Genomic DNA, 16,936 nt, shown 5'->3' on the forward strand with positions numbered 1-16,936 from the left:
GGGGCTAGAGGTGCAGGTCGGCCACCAGGCCGGCAAAGACTACGCCGCCGAGCCAGGCGTTGTTGAGGAAGGCGCGAAAGCAGTCCTGGCGCTCACGCCGGCGGATCAGGTACTGCTGATAGGCGAACAGCCCGGCCGCCCCGGCCAGCCCCAGGTAATAGGCCACGCCGGCCTCCAGGTGCAGGCCGACCTGCAGCAGCGCCAGCAGCATCAGCGCCTGCAGGATGGCAATCATCAGTCGGTCCAGGTCGCCGAAGAGGATGGCCGTGGACTTGACGCCGATCTTCACATCGTCATCCCGGTCGACCATGGCGTACATGGTGTCGTAGACGGTGGCCCAGAGCACGGTGGCGATCAGCAGCAGCCAGGCCACCACGGGCACCGCCCCGGTCTGCGCGGCGAAGACCATGGGCACGGCCCACCCGAAGGCCAGCCCCAGATGGATCTGGGGCAGGTGGGTGTAGCGCTTGGTGAAGGGGTAGGTCGCCGCCAGCACCACCGCTACCAGCGACATCAGGATGGTCAGCGGATTGGTCAGCAGCACCAGCCCGAAGGCGAGCAGGCAGAGCACGACAAACAGGGCCAGCGCCTCGCGCTCGGAGACGCGCCCGGTGGCGAAGGGCCGCTGCCGGGTCCGCTTGACGTGCCCGTCGATGTGGCGATCGGCGAAGTCGTTGATGACGCACCCGGCGGCCCGCATGATCACTACACCGAGGGTGAAGATGACCAGCAGATCGAGATCCGGCACCCCGGCAGCCGCGATCCAAAGCGCCCAGAGCACCGGCCAGAGCAGCAGGAAGTTGCCGATGGGCCGATCGAGCCGCGTCAGCTGCGCATAGGTCCGCAGGCGCGCGTTCACGCCCCCTGGGCCGGATGGCTCCCCGCTATGCACCTCGCCGCTCACCCTCAACACCCTCCGGGAAAAAGACCTCGGTTACCAACAGACGCCGGCCGGCAACGGACAGCGTCGAGCGTCGCGCCCAGCCCCCGGCCGGCGACGGCAGACCGTGAGCGCGCAGCCAGTCGGCCAGCGGCTCGCGTCCACGCAGCCGGGCCACCGCCAGCGGACCGCGCTGCACATCGGCCGCCGAGAAGAGCAGTCGGCCCAGGGGGCGCTCGCCCAAGCGCGGCAGCCTCGCCAGCGGCCCGAGCAAACGATCCGGCACGATACTTCGGGCGTAGATGGTCGGGCCACCCTCGCAATCGAGCACGACCTCGCGCAACCAGGCGTGTCGTCCCACCGGCAACCCGAGGGCGACGCCCTCATCCGGGGCCGGCCGCTGCCAGGCCTGGCGCAGAACGTGGACGTGAACCGGACCGAAGCGCTCGAGCTGCGCCGTCAGGGAGCCGCGCTCGGTGAGCAGCCGGTGCACTGCCGGTTTCGGCCGCCCCGGGACCGCGGCCACCCCCGGCCGCCAGGCTGCCACCCGGGGATGCCAGACAGCGCGTTCCCTCACCCCGTTTGCCACTGCGAATCCACCACCCGTCATTGCGGAGCCGATCACACCTGCCCGTAGCGCTCGGCTTCGCCGACCCAACGGCGGATGAGCTGCTCGGCGGTCCCGGGAGCCCGCTCCAGGAGCTCGGCCCCCACCTGCTGGACGGCCTCGAGCAGATCCGCGTCACGGCGCAGGTCGGCCACGCGCAGGCTCAGCGCACCGGTCTGCCGGGTACCCAGCAACTCTCCGGGGCCGCGGATGTCCAGATCCCGCCGGGCGATGGCGAATCCGTCATCGGTCTCCCGCAACACGGCGAGCCGCTGCCGGGCGCTCTCAGACAGCGGACCATGATACATGAGCACACAAGTCGACGCCGCGCGGCCGCGCCCGACCCGTCCACGCAACTGATGGAGCTGCGCCAGGCCAAGCCGCTCGGCGTTGTCGATGACCATCAGGCTGGCGTTGGGCACGTCGACCCCGACCTCGATCACCGTCGTGGCCACCAGCAGCGCCACCTCGCCCCGGGCGAACGCCCCCATGGTGCGTTCCTTCTCGGTCGGGGTCATGCGGCCGTGGACCAGCGCCACGCGGTGGGCATCGCCCACGGCCCGCTCGAGTTCGGCAGCGGTGTCCTCAGCGGCCTGCGCCTCCAGTTCGTCCGAGGCCTCGATGAGGGTGCAGACCCAATACGCCTGGCGCCCCGCGTCGAGGGCAGCGCGGATGCGCTCGATGACTTCTCCGCGACGCCGCTCGGCGACCACCACCGTCTGCACCGGCGTGCGTCCCGGCGGGCGCTCGTCCAGCGAAGAGACGTCGAGATCGGCGTAGGCGGTCATGGCCAGGGTCCGGGGGATCGGGGTGGCGGTCATGGTCAGCTGGTGGGGCTCGGCGCCACCGCCCTTGTCTTTAAGCGCCAGGCGCTGGTGCACACCGAAGCGGTGCTGCTCGTCCACCACGACCAACCCCAGACGGCGGAACTGCACCTCCTCCTGGAACAGCGCATGGGTCCCCACGGCGATGCCGGCACGGCCCTCGGCCAGGCGCTGGCGCGCCGCACGACGCTCGCTCGCCGACGCGCCGCCGGATAGCCAGGCCACTTCCACACCCAGCGGCTGGAACCAGCCCTGCAGACCGCGGCAGTGCTGCTCGGCGAGCAGCTCGGTGGGCGCCATCAGCGCCGCCTGGTAGCCACTGCCCACGGCCCGGGCGCAAGCCAGGGCGGCGACGACGGTCTTGCCCGAGCCGACATCCCCCTGCAGCAGGCGCAGCATCGGCACCGTATCCGCCATGTCCGCGGCCAGCTCGGCGTCCACCCGCTGCTGCGCGCCGGTCAGCGGGAAAGGCAGGCTCGCCTGCAGCTGCCCGGCCAGCGCCTCGCCCTGGTCCAGCGGCGGGGCGCCGGCCTCCGAGCGCAGCGCCTGGCGCCGGCGACGCAGGGTGAGGTGGTGGGCGAGCAGCTCCTCGCAGGCCACCCGGCGCACCGCCGGATGGGTGCCGGCGAGCAGCGCCTCGGTGTCGGTCTCCGGCGGCGGGCGGTGAATGGTGCGCAGGGCCTCGGCGAGGGTCGGCCACTGCCCGTCCACCCACGCGGCCTCGGGCAAGCACTCCGGGGCAGCCTCGGGGAGCAGCCCCAGAGCGGCGTCGACCAGCTTGCGCAGCTGCCCCTGATGCAGGCCGTCGGTGCTGGCATAGACCGGGGTGAGGGCGTCCTCACCGGGACCGTCGGCATCGCCGGGGGCCACCCGCTGGTGCTCCGGATGGGCCATCTGCAGGCCGCCGTAACCGGCCCGCACCTCACCGAAGCAGCGCAGGAGTACGCCGCGGGTCAGGCGCTCGGCCTGGCGCGGATGGAAATGGAAGAAAACCAGATCGAGCTGCCCGGTGCCGTCACTGAGCCGGCACAGCAGGCGCTTGCGCCGCCCCCGGGCCACCTCGGACCACTCCACCCGCCCCTCGATCAGCACCCGCTCGCCGGGCTGCAGGCCACCGATGGGGCGCAAGCGGGTGCGGTCCTCGTAGCGGATGGGGCGGTGCAGCAGCAGATCGCCCACCGTGTGCAGCCCCAGCCGTGCCAGGCGTTCGGCCAGTCGCGGGCCGACACCCGGCAGGCTGGTCAGCCGCCGCTGTGCCCCTTCCACGGCCGGGCTTCAGCCCTCCCGGGGCAGGTAGAGCACGGCGTCCATCTCCACCGCCGCCCCCTTGGGCAGGGCGGCCACGCCGAGGGCGGCCCGCGACGGGTAGGGCTCGGAGAGGTATTGGGTCATCACCTCGTTGACCAGGGCGAAGTGGCTCAGGTCGGTGAGGTAGATGGCGATGCGCACGGCGTCGGCCAGAGTGCCGCCGGCGGCCTCGGCGACGGCACCGAGGTTCTCGAAGACGCGGGCCACCTGGCTGTGCATGTCGGCGCCGACGAGCTCACCGGTCTGCGGATCCAGCGGGATCTGCCCGGAGATATAGACGAAATCCCCGGCCCGCACCGCCTGGCTGTAGGGGCCGATGGCGGCCGGCGCGGCCTCGGTGTGGATGGTTTCTCGGGACATGGGCGCTCTCTCTCCTTAACCGTCTTTCTTGCGCACGATGCGCTGCACCGGCGGCATGGCCCGCAGATGGCGCACCACGGCCGCCAGGTGGCGGCGGTCACGCACCAGGATCAGGAAGCGGACGGTGGCGATCATACCGTCGCGCTCCTCGATGGTGACGTTCTCGATGCTCGCCCCCTGCTCCGAGATGCCGTGGGCGAGCTGGGCCAGCGCGCCGCGCTCGTTGACCACGTCGATGCCGATCAGGGTGGGGAACTCGGCGTCGACATCAGCCTCCCAGTCCACATCCACCCAGCTCTCCGAACGTTTGCGCTGGCTGGCCACGTTCTTGCAGTCGCGGTGGTGGATGACCACGCCCCGGCCGGTGCTGACGAAGCCGACGATCGGGTCGCCGGGGATCGGCCGGCAGCAGCGCGCGAAGGAGACCACGGTGCCCTCGTTGCCGCGGATGGTCAGGGTGCCGTGGGGCTCGGGCTCATCGGGGCGCTCTTCGAGCTCGACCTCGCCCTGCTCCAGGCCGCTGAGCTGCTGCGCCACCAGCCACGGGACCCGGTTGCCCAGGCCGACATCGCGGAATAGGTCGTCGAGGCTGGCCAAGCCGGTGCCGGCCAGGGCCTCGTCGACACGCCCAGGATCGAGGGCGTCGAGGTCCACCGACAGCGCCGAGAGGGCGCGCTCGACCATGCGCCGGCCGAGTTCGATGGCCTCGTCATCGCGCAGCCGCTTGAGCGCGTGGCGGATGGCGGTGCGCGCTTTGGCGGTGACCACGAAATCGAGCCACACCGGATTGGGGCGCCCCACCGGGGCGGTGATGATCTCGACCATCTGCCCGCTCTGCAGCGGAGTGCGCAGCGGCGTAAGGCGGTGGTCGACCTTGGCGGCGATGCAGGAGTTGCCCACGTCGGAGTGGATCGCGTAGGCCAGGTCCACGGGCGTGGCGTTGCTCGGCAGTTCGAGGATGTCGCCCTTGGGGGTGAAGACGTAGATCTCGTCGGGGACCAGGTCGATCTTGACGCTCTCGATGAACTCCTCGGAGGTCCCGACGCTGCGCTGCATCTCGAGCAGGTCCTTGACCCACTGCCGGGCCCGCACCTGGGCCGTGTTGCCGCTCTCGCCAGCGTCCTTGTAGAACCAGTGCGCGGCGATGCCCGACTCGGCCACGGCGTGCATGTCGCGGGTGCGGATCTGCGCCTCGAGGCGGATGCGGTGCGGGCCGACCAGGGTGGTGTGCAGCGACTGGTAGCCGTTGGCCTTGGGGATAGCGATGTAGTCCTTGATCCGACCCGGCCGAGGTTTGTAGAGCCCGTGGAGGATGCCGAGCACGCGATAACACTCGTCGACGGTGTCGACGACCACCCGGAAGCCGTAGACGTCGAAGACGTCGCGGAAGTTGAGCTGCTTGTGGACCATCTTGCAGTAGATAGACCACAGGTGCTTCTCGCGGCCGGCCACGTCGGCGTGGATCCCGGCCTGCTCTAGGCGCGTACGCACTTGATCGCAAACGGTGTCGAGGATCACGCCGCGCCGCCCGCGCTGCCGGGCGAGCTTCTCCTTGAGCGCCCGGTAGCGCAGCGGGTAGTGGGCGGCAAAGCCCAGGTCCTCGAGCTCGGTGCGCAGGCTGTTGATACCCAGGCGCTGGGCGATGGGGGCGTAGATGTCGAGGGTCTCGCGGGCGATGCGGCGGCGCTTCTCCGGACGCATGATCCAGATCGTGCGCATGTTGTGGAGGCGGTCGGCAAGCTTGATCAGGATGACGCGGATGTCCTGGGCCATGGCCAGGATCATCTTGCGAAAGCTCTCCGCCTGCGCCTCCTCCTTGCTCTGGAAGTCGATGGCGCCTAGCTTGGAGACCCCGTCGACGAGCTCGGCCACCTGTTCGCCAAAGCGCTCGGCGATCCCCTCCTTAGCGGTGGGGGTGTCCTCGATGACGTCGTGGAGCAGTGCGGCCACGACCGCCTCGGCATCGAGGCGCATCTCGGCGAGGATGCGGGCGACGGCGATCGGGTGCGTGATGTAGGGCTCGCCGGAGCGGCGCCGCTGCCCCTCGTGGGCGGCGGCGCTGAACCGGTAGGCCTCGCGGACCTGTTCGATCTGGTGGGGCTCGAGGTAGCGCTCGAGCAGGGCACAGACTTCCTGGATGCGCCGCTCCGGGTCGGAAGCCGACGCCGATTCACCGGCGTTGATGACACTCGCGGCGCGCGCCATACATTTCCCGGACCGGTCTCTCAGGTGGTCGGATCGGAATCACCGGACCCCGTCCCGGCGTCCTCCGTCGACTCGTCGAAGGAGCGCTCTTGGCTGGCGCCCGGATCCGGCTGCACGGGGCCGCCGCCGACCTCGGCCTCGACGTCGGCGGCGCTGAAGCCACCCAGGCTCAGGCTCTCCGCCGCGTTATCCTCGGCGCCGGTCAGGATCTCGGAGGTGACGTGGCCGGCGGCGATCTCGCGCAGCGCCACCACTGTCGGCTTGTCGTTCTCCCAGTCGACCAACGGCTCGATGCCCTTGGCCAGCTGCCGGGCCCGCTTGGCGCCGGCGAGCACGAGCTCGAAGCGGTTGTCCACGTTGTCCAGGCAATCCTCTACGGTGACGCGAGCCATCGCGCTCCTCCAGACACAATTCAGCAGATTGACATGTTATTTTAGCGCGTTGCCGCCCTGCGAGGAAGGTCTCTCGCTGGCGCGGTGCGCATCCGGCGGGCCGGGCAGCAGTTCCAAAAGCAGGGTATCGAGCATCTCGTAGCCGGTTTCGCTGGCGCGGATCCGGCCCTCGCTCCACGTCAGCCAGCCGCGGCTGCATAGCGGCGCCAGCCAGGCGCGCAGTGCCGCGCGGGTGCAGCCACTGCGCGCCACGGCCAAACGCTCTGGGAGCCCCTGCCGCAGGCGTAGACCGTTGAGCAGGACCTCGAAGGCCTGTTCCGACGGCGTCAGCTCGATGCACTCGGCATCGGCCCGCTCGCTGCCGGCGGCGGCCATCCAGGCCCGCGGCGAGTGGCGCTGGCGCGTGCGCCGCACGCGGCCGTCAGGGTCGGTGAGCTTGCCGGCCGCCCCGGCCCCCACCCCCAGGTAGTCGCCGAACGTCCAGTAACCGAGGTTGTGGACACTACGCTGACCCGAACGGGCGAAGGCCGAAACCTCGTAGCGCTCCAGCCCCGCCTCCGCCAGCCGCCGGCGGCACGCCACCTCCATCGCCAGCAACGTGTCCTCCCCGGGCAGCCCCGGCGGTGGGCGGCACCCGAAGGGCGTATCCGGCTCGATGGTCAGCTGGTAATGACTGAGGTGATCCACCCCCAGCTCGATGGCCGCGGCCACGTCGGCCTCGGCCCCGGCGACTTCCTGCCCGGGCAGGCCGTACATGAGATCGACGTTGACGCCGTTAAAACCGGCGCTGCGCGCCTCGGCCACTGCCTCGCGCGCGGCGGCGGCGTCGTGGATCCGCCCCAGACGGGCCAGCAGCGTGTCATCCAGGGTCTGCACCCCGAGCGACAGGCGGGTCACGCCGGCCTGGCGGAAGCCCCGCAGCCGGGCCGTCTCGTTGGCGCCGGGGTTTGCCTCCAGGGTGATCTCGGCCCCCGGCTCGAAGCCGAGGAGCGCATCGAGGTCGCCCAGCAGTTCGCTGATCACCGCCGGCGGGAAGAGGCTCGGCGTGCCCCCGCCGATGAACACACTGGCCACCCGGCGGCCGAGCGCCGCCGGCGCCTGGCGGCGCAGCTCCCGGCCCAGAGCGGCCCGATAGGCGCCGGCCGGGAGTTCACCGCGCAGGGCGTGGGCATTGAAATCGCAGTAGCCGCAGCGCTGCAGGCACCAGGGCAGGTGGATGTAGACCGCCAGCGGCGGCAGCCGCACCCCGGCGCCGGTGGTCATGGCCGTGACCAGTTCACCCGGCCACCTCCGCAGCGATGCCCTGGATCAGCCCGCGCAGCGCCTGGCCGCGGTGGCTACGGGCGTCCTTCTCGGGGGCATCCAGCTCGGCGGCGGTCCGGCCGAGCTCCGGATCCTCGAAGACCGGGTCGTAACCGAAACCGTGCTGACCGCGCGGGGTCTCGACGATCCGCCCCGTCCAGCTGCCGTGAGCGACCAGCGGCGCGGGGTCGGCGGCGTGGCGCAGATAGACCATGACGCAGTGGAAGGTACCACGCCGGCTGCCATCGCCGCGCTCACGCAGCTCGGCGAGCAGCCGCTCGATGTTGGCGGCGTCACCGGCATCGCTGCCGGCGTAGCGCGCCGAATAGATGCCGGGCTCGCCACCGAGGGACGGAACGGCGAGCCCGGAGTCGTCGGCGACCGCGGGCAGGCCGCTGCGCTCGGCGCAGTGGCGCGCCTTGATCAATGCATTCTCGACGAAGGTCAGCCCGGTCTCGGCCGGGGAGTCGATACCCAGGTGCCCCTGGCTGACCACCTCGGCGTCGTAGCCCTGGAGCATGCGGGTCATCTCGGCAATCTTGCCGGCATTGCCGGTGGCCAGCACGATCTTCATGTCGCCAGTGCCTCCTGCTGATGCTGCAACAGCTCGCCGACGCCCTTCTCGGCCAGGGTGAGCATGCGCTCGAGTTCGTCACGCCGGAAGGCGTGCCCCTCGGCGGTGCCCTGCAGCTCGATGAAAGCGCCGGCATCGTTCATCACCACGTTCATGTCCGTCTCGGCCTCACCGTCCTCGGCGTAGTCCAGATCGAGCACCGGCTCGCCGCGATAGACCCCCACCGAGACCGACGCCACCTGCCCGTGGAGCGGAGAAGCCGAAAGGGCGCGCTGGCGAACCAACCCGTCGAGGGCGTCGGTCAGGGCCACGAAGGCGCCCGTGATCGCCGCCGTCCGCGTGCCACCATCGGCCTGCAGCACGTCGCAGTCGACCACCACACTGCGTTCGCCCAGCCCCTGCAGATCAACAGCGGCCCGCAGCGAGCGGCCGATCAAGCGCTGGATCTCGACGGTCCGTCCCTGCTGCTTGCCCCGGGCGGCCTCACGATCCGAGCGGGTGTGGGTCGAGCGCGGCAGCATGCCGTACTCGGCGGTGACCCAGCCGCGCCCCTGCCCGCGCAGCCAGGGCGGCACACGCGCCTCGACGCTGGCCGTGCACAGTACACGTGTGTCCCCGAAACCGATGAGCACCGACCCCTCGGCGTGCTTGGTGAACTGTCGCTGGATGGAGATCGGGCGAAGCTCGTCGGCCCGTCGACCGCTTGGGCGCATAGTGCCTCCTGCTGATGGGGGGCAGCGTGGTCGCAGCCCCAGGTGGAGAGTATGGACGTGGTTGCCCGGGTAATGGATTATACGGGCTGGGGTTTCTACGGCGCTGCGCTCCCGGTGCCAGGGCGGCGCACCGCACCGGCGCAAGAGAGCCGGCGGAGGCGCGCGCCTGCACCTGTTCCCAAGGAGCGTCCATGCGCATCAACGAGCCCGTCACGCAGCGCAGGGTGGCCATCCCCCGAGGCGCCACCATCCTCTCGACCACCGACCCGAAGGGGCGGATCACCTACGTCAACGAGACATTCGAGCAGATCAGCGGCTACCGCCGCGATGAACTGATCGGCCAGCCGCACAACATGATCCGCCACCCGGACATGCCGCGCACGGCATTCTACGAGATGTGGGCGACGCTGCAATCCGGGCGCTCATGGATGGGGCTGGTCAAGAACCGCTGCAAGAACGGGGATCACTACTGGGTCCACGCCTATGCGACCCCGGTGCTCGATGCCCGGGGGGAGATCGTCGAGATCCAGTCGGTGCGCACCGCCCCACCCTCCGAGGCGGCGGTGGAGCGGGCCACCGCCGTCTATGCGCAGGTTCGCGCCGCCGAACCGGACAAGGGCGAGGTTGCCCCGGTGCCGCGGCCGGCGCGTCGTTTCGGACTCCGCGAGCGGCTACTCGCCCTGCTCCTGCCGGCCCCCGCAGCCGCCGTGGCGGCCAGCGCGGCCGGCCTGGGCACCGCCGCCCTGGCCGCGGTCACGCTGACCGCTACGGCCCTGGCCGCCGGCGGCGCCGCCTACCTCTGGCGGCCATTGAACCAGGCGGTCGAGGCAGCCCGGCACCTGGTCGACGATCCGCTGGCCGAGCGACTCTACACCAATCGCCGGGATGAGGTTGGTCGCCTGCGGCTGGCCATGCTCCAGCTGCAGACCGAGATGACCGCCGTGCCCAGGCGCCTGGCCAGCGTGACCGATCACCTGCAGACGGTGCGCAACGAGGCCGGCGAGGCCATCGGCGAGGCACGCAGCCAGGCCCAGCGGCAGACGGCAGAGACCCAGCAGGTGGCCACGGCCATGGAGGAGATGTCGCAGAGCGTCCAAGAGGTGGCCCGTAACGCCTCCATGGGGGCGGAGACCAGCGAGCAGGCGCAGAGCCAGACCCACCACGGCATGCAGACGGTGCAGCAGAGCGCCGATGCGGTCCGCGAGCTGGTCGAGCGGGTGCGCGGCTCCTCGGAGATCACCCATCAACTGGCCCAGGAGACCGATCGCATCGGCACCGCCCTGGACCTGATCCAGCAGATCACCGAGCAGACCAACCTACTGGCGCTCAACGCCGCCATCGAGGCGGCGCGGGCCGGCGAGGTCGGCCGCGGCTTCTCGGTGGTCGCCGAGGAAGTGCGGGTCCTGGCCGACCGCACCTCGTCCTCGACCCAGGAGATCAAGGGCATCATCGACTCCCTGCAGGAGGGCACCGGGCGGGCCGTGGCCGCGATGAACGAGAGCAGCGAGCGCGCCGAGCACACCCTGGCCCTCTCCGACGAAGCCCGCGGAGCGCTGGAGGCGATCAATCAGGCGGTCTCTTCCATGCAGGAGATGAGCATGCAGATCGCCAGTGCCACCGAAGAGCAGAGCGCCACGGCCGAGGAGGTCAACCGCAACATCAGCAACATCGACCAGCTGGCGCAGCAGGTACAGCAGTGCACCGACCGCGCCGGCGAGCGGATGGAGATCCTCACCGGCGAGATCGACCACGCCGCGCGGCTCGTGCACCGTTTCGCGGATCAGCAGTAACACCGCGGCCGTGCCCTGGCATGGACACCACCGAAGCGATTAGCATTTGCGTCCTACCCGCCGGCCGGAGGTCGCACCGTTGATCCACAGCATGACCGCCTTCGAACGACGCGAGGCGCAGGGGGACTGGGGGGGGCGCTCCGGCCGCCTGACCTGGGAGCTGCGCTCGGTCAACCACCGGTATCTGGAGCTCCACCCGCGCCTGCCGGATGAGCTGCGCGCCATCGAGCCGCAGGTGCGTGAGCGTGCACGCCAGCGGCTCGGCCGCGGCAAGCTGGAGTGCACCCTGCGCTTCAGCCTCGAGGCCACCGGCCAGGGCGGGCTGGACGTGGACTGGCAGCGGGTGGACGAGCTATCACGGATCGCCGCGGAGATCGGCCGGCGTTTCGGGAACTCGGCCCAGCCGGCGTCCACCGCGGAGATCCTGCGCTTTCCGGGCGTGCTCGGCGAGCCGGCGGTGGACCTGGAGCCGGTGCGCGAGGCCGCTGTCGCCCTGCTTGACGACGCCCTGGAAGGGCTGCGCGACACCCGGCGACGCGAAGGGGAGCAGCTGGCCGAGCACATCCGCGCCCGCGCTGAGAGCGCTCGCGACATCGTCGCGGAACTGGCCGAGCAGCGCGGCACGATCAACCAGCGCATCCGCGAGCGGCTCACCGCGCGCCTGGACGAACTCCCGGCGCCCGCGGACCCGGGCCGCCTGGAGCAGGAGCTGGCCTACATCGCCCAGCGACAGGATATCGACGAGGAGCTGGAGCGCCTCGGCACGCACCTCCAGGAGGTCCTGCGCCTGCTGGAGGCCGCCGAGCCGGTGGGCCGGCGTCTCGACTTCCTGATGCAGGAACTCAACCGCGAGGCCAACACCATCGCCTCGAAATCGGGCCATGTGGCCAGCAGCAGCGCCGCCCTGGACCTTAAGGTCCTGATCGAACAGATGCGTGAGCAGGTGCAGAATGTCGAGTAAGCCCACGCCCCCACGCGGCAACCTGTTCATCGTCTCGGCGCCTTCCGGCGCCGGGAAGACCAGCCTGGTCCGGGCCCTGCTCGAGCAGGTTCCCGGTCTGGAGCTATCAGTCTCCAGCACCACGCGCGCACCGCGCCCGGGCGAGCGCGACGGCGTGGACTACCACTTCCTCGACGAGGCGCAGTTCTTGGAGCGGGTCGAGGCGGGCCGATTCCTAGAGTACGCGCGGGTCTTCGAAAACCTCTACGGCACGTCGCAGGACGCCGTCGAGGCGCGCCTGGACGCCGGCGCGGATGTGATTCTGGAGATCGACTGGCAGGGGGCGCAGCAAGTGCGCGCGGTGCTGCCCGAGGCAGTGTCGGTGTTCATCCTGCCGCCTTCCCGGACGGAGCTGCGCCGCCGGCTGAGCGAACGCGGCCAGGACAGTGCAGAAGTGATCGAGCGCCGCCTGTCCGAGGCGGTGGATGAGATCGCCCACTACGCCGAGTACGACTACCTGGTGATCAACGACACCTTCGGCCAGGCGCTGGGGGAGCTACGCACGCTGGTCGAGGCGCAGCGGCTGACCTGCCGACGCCAGCAGCGCCTCCAGGCCGAGCGCCTGGCGGAACTCTTGGCGCGCTGAGCCCGGCGGCACGGGCCCGGCAGGCCACAACGGCAACGGCGGCCGGGCTAACCGCGGTCCGTACGCAGGCGCACGACGATATCCACGCCAGAGATCTGCTTGCCCTCGGGGACCTGGACCTTACGCCGGACCTCCTGCTCATCCACCTGCAGGTGGACGTCCTCGATCTCGCCGCTGTCCTCGTCGTAGAGGTGATGGTGGGCCTCGGTCTTGGTGTCGAAGTACGACTTGCCAGAGTGAACGATGACCTCGCGCAGGAGGCCGGCGTCCTTGAACTGGTTCAGGGTGTTGTACACGGTGGCCAGCGAGACCTTGACACCCTGGGCCGTGGCCTCTTCGTAGAGGGACTCGGCGGTCACGTGGCGGTCCTCGCCAGCGAACAGCAGACCGGCCAGAGCCAGCCGCTGCTGGGTCGGGCGCAGCCCCACCGAACGCAGATAGCCGGCACCCTGCTCCTCGCTGAGGATCGGATTGTCTCGGGTTTCGGTCATGTCGGTTCCTTGTCAGCGGGCGCCAGTGCGCAAAAACACAGAATTAGTCTAATCCAAATTCGGTGACCGGCTCAAGCTGCCCGCCGTCTTCCCAACTGCGACGAAAACGTCGAGACTAGGCGCCCATGGACGCCGCAGCCTGGATAGTCGCCGCCGCCAGCGTAATCGCCGCGGTGGCAGGTCCCGTCGCCGCCGTGCACGCCCTGCTGACCAAACGCGAGCCCCAGGTGGCCGCGTCATGGATGGCCGTGTGCATCATCTTCCCCCTCGGCGGCGCATTCTTCTACTACGTCTTCGGCATCAATCGCGTCGAGACCCGGGCGCGCAAGCTGGTGGCTGAGGAGCGCATCCCGCCCAGCCCCGGGCCGTCCATGGAGACCCACAGCCCCTCGTTGGGCCCTGAGTACGCCGAGCAGATCCGCATCTCCGATGCCGTCACCGGGCGGCCGCTGGAGTACGGCAACCGGGTCCAGGCCCTGCGCAACGGTGAGCAGGCCTATCCGACCATGCTCGAGGCGATCGACGCGGCGCAGCGGACGATCTTCCTGAGCACCTACATCTTCGAGAGCAACACCAGCGGGCGGCAGTTCATCCGTGCCCTCACCGCTGCGCACCGCCGTGGGGTCGACGTGCGGGTGCTCATCGACGGTGTCGGCGAACTCTATTCCTGGCCCCGCGCCAGCCGGCTGCTCCGTCGCACCGGGGTGCCGGTGGCCCGCTTCCTGCCCCCGCGGCTGCTGCCGCCGCAACTGTCGATCAACCTGCGCAACCACCGCAAGATTCTGGTGGTCGACAGCCAGACCGGCTTTACCGGCGGCATGAACCTGGGCGACCGCCACCTGCTGCAGTCCGACCGCGAGCACCGCGTAGCGGACATCCACTTCTTAGTCGACGGCCCCGTGGTCAGCCAGATGGAGCAGGTCTTTCTGGAGGACTGGGCGTTCACCACCGGCGAGGAGCGAGGGACCACACACCGCGGCAGACCCCACGTGGACGGCGCCCTGAGCCGGATCATCACCGACGGACCCAACGAGGACCTGGACCGGCTAGTCATGACGCTGATCGGCGCCCTGTCGGCGGCCCGCGAGGAGATCTGGGTGGTCACGCCCTACTTCCTGCCCATGCGCTCACTGATGACCGCCCTGGAGGCGGCGGCACTGCGCGGCGTGGAGGTCAACGTCCTGCTGCCCGAGCAGAACAATCTGCCCTTCGTCCACTGGGCCACACGGCACATGCTCGGCGAGTTGATCCACTGGGGGGTGAACATCTACTACCAGCCACCGCCGTTCGCCCACACCAAGCTGTTCATCGTGGACCGGCGCTACGCCCAGGTCGGATCTTCGAACATGGATCCGCGCAGCCTGCGGCTGAACTTCGAGCTCAACGCCGAGTTCTACGACCGCACCATCGCCGGCGAGATGGCCGCCGACTGCCAACGCATCCGAGCCCGCTCGCGCCGCATCAGCGAGGAGGAGCTGCGCCAGCGCCCGCCCCTGGAGCGGGTCCGCGACGCCGCCTGCTGGCTCGCGTCCCCCTATCTCTAGCGGCATAATGCCGGTCATGGTCGAGACCGCAGAACACCCGCTGGCCGAGGCACTGCGCGCACGCCTGGGCCCCGATGCCGTCCTCAGCGAGCCCACGCGCACAGCCCCCTACATGGCCGAGCAGCGCGGCCAGTTTCCAGGCCGCGGGCGACTGGTGGTCCGCCCCTCCGACGCCGAGTCCGTGGCCGCCGCCGTCACCCTGTGCCGAGCGCACGGCGCCGCGGTGGTGGCGCAGTCGGGCAACACCGGCACCGTCGGCGGCGGCTCTCCCCGGCACGAGACCGAGGTGGTGGTGAGCCTGGAGCGGCTGCAGCGCATCCGCAGCCTGGACGCCGACGACGGACTGTTGGTCGCCGAGGCCGGCTGCACCCTGGCCCACCTGCAGGAGGCCGCCGCCGACGCGCAGCGCTTCTTCCCGCTGAGCCTCGCCTCCGAGGCGCAGTGCCGAATCGGCGGCAACCTGGCGACCAACGCCGGCGGGCTGAACGTGCTGCGCTACGGCAACGCCCGCAACCTGGCCCTGGGCCTGGAGGTCGTGCTGGCCGACGGCCGCATCTGGAGCGATCTGCGCGGGCTGCGCAAGGACAACAGCGGCTACGACCTGCGCGATCTGTTCATCGGCTCCGAGGGGACGCTGGGCATCATCACCGCCGCGGCCCTGCGCCTGCTCCCGCCGCCGCGCAGCCGCCGCGTGGCGCTGCTCGCCCTGCCGCGGCTGGAGCCGGCCCTGCCCCTGGTGCGGGCCGCCCAGTCCGAGAGCGGCGAGGCGGTGGTCGGCGCCGAGTTGATGAGCGCCGAGGCCCTGGGGATGGGCCAGCTGCTCGACGATACCCCGGAGAACCCACTGCCCGGTTCCCCCTGGTACCTGCTGCTGGAACTCGCCACGGCCGACCCGCGGGCGGACCTGGACGAGGCGCTGGCAGCAGCTCTGGAACCGGCCGAGACCGCCGGCGACCTGGACGACGCCCTGCTCGCCCCCACCGAGGCCGCCGCCGCACGGCTGTGGCGGCTGCGCACGGCCATCCCTGATGGTCAGAAACGCGCCGGGGCGAGCATCAAGCACGACATCTCGGTGCGCCCCGGCACTCTCGCCGCGTTCGTTCCCGAGGCCCTGGCCGCCGTGACCGAGCTGGACCCCGGCGTCCGCCCTTGCATCTTCGGCCACGTGGGCGACGGCAACCTGCACTTCAACCTCAGCCAGCCGCCGGACGCCAAGCCCGAGGCTTTCCGCGCACGCGCCGAAGCCTTCCATCGGGCGGTGCACGATGTGGTCTGCCGCCATGGCGGCTCGGTCGCCGCCGAGCACGGCGTCGGCCAGGCGAAGCGCGACGAGGTCGCCCGCTGCGCCGACCCCCTGGGCCTGGAGTTGATGCAGCGGATCAAGGGCGCCCTGGATCCCGACAACCTGCTCAACCCGGGCAAGGGGGCCGCGGCGGCCCAAGCGCCGGCCCCACCGGATTGCGGAGACCCTTCATGAGACGAGGCTTGCTGCACGGGGCCCTGCTGCTGGCCCTGCTACCGCTGTTGGGCGCCTGCGCCAGCTCCGGGGATTCGGGCAATCCCAACGGAGAGGACGAGTGGGCCACCGAGGATGAGGCCTGGGATGACGACGATTGGGGCGCCTACGACGACTGGGATCAGGGCACCTGGGATCCGCTGGAGGGTTTCAATCGCCGGGTGCACGCCTTCAATGAGGTCGCCGACCGCTACGCCATCCGCCCGGTGGCCGTTGCCTACCGTGATACTGTGCCCAGCGGAGTGCGCCGCCCGATCAGCAATTTCCTCAACAACCTGCGCGAGCCGTTTCACGCCGGCAACCAGCTGCTGCAAGGCCGTGCCAGCGCCGGGACACGCAGCGTCACCCGCTTCGCCATCAATTCAACCATCGGCGTGCTGGGCCTATTCGACGTGGCTGGCGCCGCCGGCCTGGAGCGGGAGCGCAGCGACCTTGGGCTGACCCTGGGCCATTGGGGCGCCCCCGAGGGCCCCTACCTGGTCCTGCCGCTGCTCGGCCCGAGCACGGCACGCGACAGCAGCGGCCTGGCGGCCCAGTATTTCAGTCGTGAATACCACAGCCCCACACATTGGGCGGACATTCCCTCTCCGGAGCGTTACACCGTGCCGATCATCGCCGGCATCGATACCCGGGTAGCCCTGCTCTCGCTGGACGAACTCATGGCCGAGACCGGCACCGACTCCTACATCTTCATGCGCGAGTCGTACCTGCAGAACCGTCGCGAGCGCCTCGGCGAAGACGACTGGGGTGACTGGGACGATGACGACTGGGAAAACGGCGACTGGGATGACGAGGACTGGGACGAAGAGGAGGACTGGTAGCGGACGCCGTGACCGCTCGCCAC

General features: G+C 70.4%; 16 protein-coding genes. 6 read left to right on the top strand and 10 right to left on the bottom strand.

Going from position 1 to position 16,936, the window contains the following annotated elements; genetic code table 11:
- Positions 1-4: 4 nt before the first annotated feature.
- From ubiA to rph, 9 genes are read right to left on the bottom strand one after another with little or no spacing between them, the layout of a single operon-like run.
- Positions 5-859, bottom strand: a complete 855-nt coding sequence (ubiA, locus tag LRA98_RS06845) for a 4-hydroxybenzoate octaprenyltransferase (protein ID WP_201169601.1) — start codon at positions 857-859, stop codon at positions 5-7.
- Between the two features lie 25 nt (positions 860-884).
- A complete protein-coding gene (locus LRA98_RS06850; protein ID WP_201241881.1) occupies positions 885-1,457 on the bottom strand; it encodes a chorismate lyase in 573 nt (190 codons plus the stop codon).
- Positions 1,458-1,501: 44 nt separating this feature from the next.
- Positions 1,502-3,577, bottom strand: coding sequence for an ATP-dependent DNA helicase RecG (recG, locus tag LRA98_RS06855; RefSeq protein WP_238633333.1), 2,076 nt, complete (start codon positions 3,575-3,577; stop codon positions 1,502-1,504).
- A 9-nt stretch (positions 3,578-3,586) separates the two neighbouring features.
- On the bottom strand, positions 3,587-3,979 hold the full coding sequence (locus LRA98_RS06860; RefSeq protein ID WP_201169608.1) for a RidA family protein: 393 nt from the start codon (positions 3,977-3,979) through the stop codon (positions 3,587-3,589).
- A 15-nt stretch (positions 3,980-3,994) separates the two neighbouring features.
- Positions 3,995-6,184 (bottom strand): bifunctional GTP diphosphokinase/guanosine-3',5'-bis pyrophosphate 3'-pyrophosphohydrolase, encoded by a 2,190-nt coding sequence (gene spoT, locus LRA98_RS06865; protein WP_201169609.1) that lies wholly within the window; start codon positions 6,182-6,184, stop codon positions 3,995-3,997.
- Between the two features lie 20 nt (positions 6,185-6,204).
- Complete coding sequence (gene rpoZ / locus LRA98_RS06870) at positions 6,205-6,576, bottom strand: DNA-directed RNA polymerase subunit omega (RefSeq protein ID WP_201241884.1); 372 nt, start codon at positions 6,574-6,576, stop codon at positions 6,205-6,207.
- A 36-nt stretch (positions 6,577-6,612) separates the two neighbouring features.
- On the bottom strand, positions 6,613-7,839 hold the full coding sequence (hemW, locus tag LRA98_RS06875; RefSeq protein WP_238633332.1) for a radical SAM family heme chaperone HemW: 1,227 nt from the start codon (positions 7,837-7,839) through the stop codon (positions 6,613-6,615).
- Positions 7,840-7,852: 13 nt separating this feature from the next.
- Positions 7,853-8,452, bottom strand: coding sequence for an RdgB/HAM1 family non-canonical purine NTP pyrophosphatase (gene rdgB / locus LRA98_RS06880; protein WP_201169612.1), 600 nt, complete (start codon positions 8,450-8,452; stop codon positions 7,853-7,855).
- Positions 8,449-9,165, bottom strand: a complete 717-nt coding sequence (gene rph, locus LRA98_RS06885) for a ribonuclease PH (protein WP_201169615.1) — start codon at positions 9,163-9,165, stop codon at positions 8,449-8,451. Before rph ends, rdgB begins: the two co-directional genes overlap by 4 nt.
- Before the next feature lie 191 nt (positions 9,166-9,356).
- On the opposite strand from rph, the gene LRA98_RS06890 reads away from it, so the two are divergent.
- The 3 genes from LRA98_RS06890 to gmk all read left to right on the top strand — a co-directional run bounded on the left by LRA98_RS06890 (position 9,357) and on the right by gmk (position 12,541).
- Positions 9,357-10,955, top strand: a complete 1,599-nt coding sequence (locus LRA98_RS06890) for a methyl-accepting chemotaxis protein (RefSeq protein ID WP_238633331.1) — start codon at positions 9,357-9,359, stop codon at positions 10,953-10,955.
- 79 nt (positions 10,956-11,034) lie between these two features.
- On the top strand, positions 11,035-11,916 hold the full coding sequence (locus LRA98_RS06895; RefSeq protein ID WP_201169619.1) for a YicC/YloC family endoribonuclease: 882 nt from the start codon (positions 11,035-11,037) through the stop codon (positions 11,914-11,916).
- Positions 11,906-12,541: a guanylate kinase gene (gene gmk, locus LRA98_RS06900; protein WP_238633330.1), complete on the top strand. Its 636-nt coding sequence runs from the start codon at positions 11,906-11,908 to the stop codon at positions 12,539-12,541. Before LRA98_RS06895 ends, gmk begins: the two co-directional genes overlap by 11 nt.
- A 47-nt stretch (positions 12,542-12,588) precedes the next feature.
- Here the strand turns inward: gmk and irrA are convergent, their stop codons facing one another.
- Positions 12,589-13,032: an iron response transcriptional regulator IrrA gene (gene irrA, locus LRA98_RS06905; RefSeq protein WP_238633329.1), complete on the bottom strand. Its 444-nt coding sequence runs from the start codon at positions 13,030-13,032 to the stop codon at positions 12,589-12,591.
- 125 nt (positions 13,033-13,157) lie between these two features.
- Between irrA and LRA98_RS06910 the strand changes: the two genes are divergently transcribed.
- From LRA98_RS06910 to LRA98_RS06920, 3 genes are read left to right on the top strand one after another with little or no spacing between them, the layout of a single operon-like run.
- Positions 13,158-14,576 (top strand): phospholipase D-like domain-containing protein, encoded by a 1,419-nt coding sequence (locus tag LRA98_RS06910; protein ID WP_238633328.1) that lies wholly within the window; start codon positions 13,158-13,160, stop codon positions 14,574-14,576.
- Between the two features lie 16 nt (positions 14,577-14,592).
- On the top strand, positions 14,593-16,053 hold the full coding sequence (locus tag LRA98_RS06915) for an FAD-binding oxidoreductase (protein WP_238633327.1): 1,461 nt from the start codon (positions 14,593-14,595) through the stop codon (positions 16,051-16,053).
- A complete protein-coding gene (locus LRA98_RS06920; RefSeq protein ID WP_238633326.1) occupies positions 16,050-16,913 on the top strand; it encodes an MlaA family lipoprotein in 864 nt (287 codons plus the stop codon). Before LRA98_RS06915 ends, LRA98_RS06920 begins: the two co-directional genes overlap by 4 nt.
- Positions 16,914-16,936 lie beyond the last annotated feature (23 nt).

Source organism: Halorhodospira sp. M38 (genome assembly GCF_022227985.1).
GTDB classification, from domain to species: domain Bacteria; phylum Pseudomonadota; class Gammaproteobacteria; order Nitrococcales; family Halorhodospiraceae; genus Halorhodospira; species Halorhodospira halophila_A.

Bases quoted from the DNA above. Each gene is read 5' to 3' on its own strand.
- LRA98_RS06860 (WP_201169608.1), bottom strand. From the start codon at position 3,979: ATGTCCCGAGAAACCATCCACACCGAGGCCGCGCCGGCCGCCATCGGC.
- spoT (WP_201169609.1), bottom strand. From the start codon at position 6,184: ATGGCGCGCGCCGCGAGTGTCATCAACGCCGGTGAATCGGCGTCGGCT.
- rpoZ (WP_201241884.1), bottom strand. From the start codon at position 6,576: ATGGCTCGCGTCACCGTAGAGGATTGCCTGGACAACGTGGACAACCGC.
- hemW (WP_238633332.1), bottom strand. From the start codon at position 7,839: ATGACCACCGGCGCCGGGGTGCGGCTGCCGCCGCTGGCGGTCTACATC.
- rdgB (WP_201169612.1), bottom strand. From the start codon at position 8,452: ATGAAGATCGTGCTGGCCACCGGCAATGCCGGCAAGATTGCCGAGATG.
- rph (WP_201169615.1), bottom strand. From the start codon at position 9,165: ATGCGCCCAAGCGGTCGACGGGCCGACGAGCTTCGCCCGATCTCCATC.
- LRA98_RS06890 (WP_238633331.1), top strand. From the start codon at position 9,357: ATGCGCATCAACGAGCCCGTCACGCAGCGCAGGGTGGCCATCCCCCGA.
- gmk (WP_238633330.1), top strand. From the start codon at position 11,906: ATGTCGAGTAAGCCCACGCCCCCACGCGGCAACCTGTTCATCGTCTCG.
- irrA (WP_238633329.1), bottom strand. From the start codon at position 13,032: ATGACCGAAACCCGAGACAATCCGATCCTCAGCGAGGAGCAGGGTGCC.
- LRA98_RS06910 (WP_238633328.1), top strand. From the start codon at position 13,158: ATGGACGCCGCAGCCTGGATAGTCGCCGCCGCCAGCGTAATCGCCGCG.
- LRA98_RS06915 (WP_238633327.1), top strand. From the start codon at position 14,593: ATGGTCGAGACCGCAGAACACCCGCTGGCCGAGGCACTGCGCGCACGC.
- LRA98_RS06920 (WP_238633326.1), top strand. From the start codon at position 16,050: ATGAGACGAGGCTTGCTGCACGGGGCCCTGCTGCTGGCCCTGCTACCG.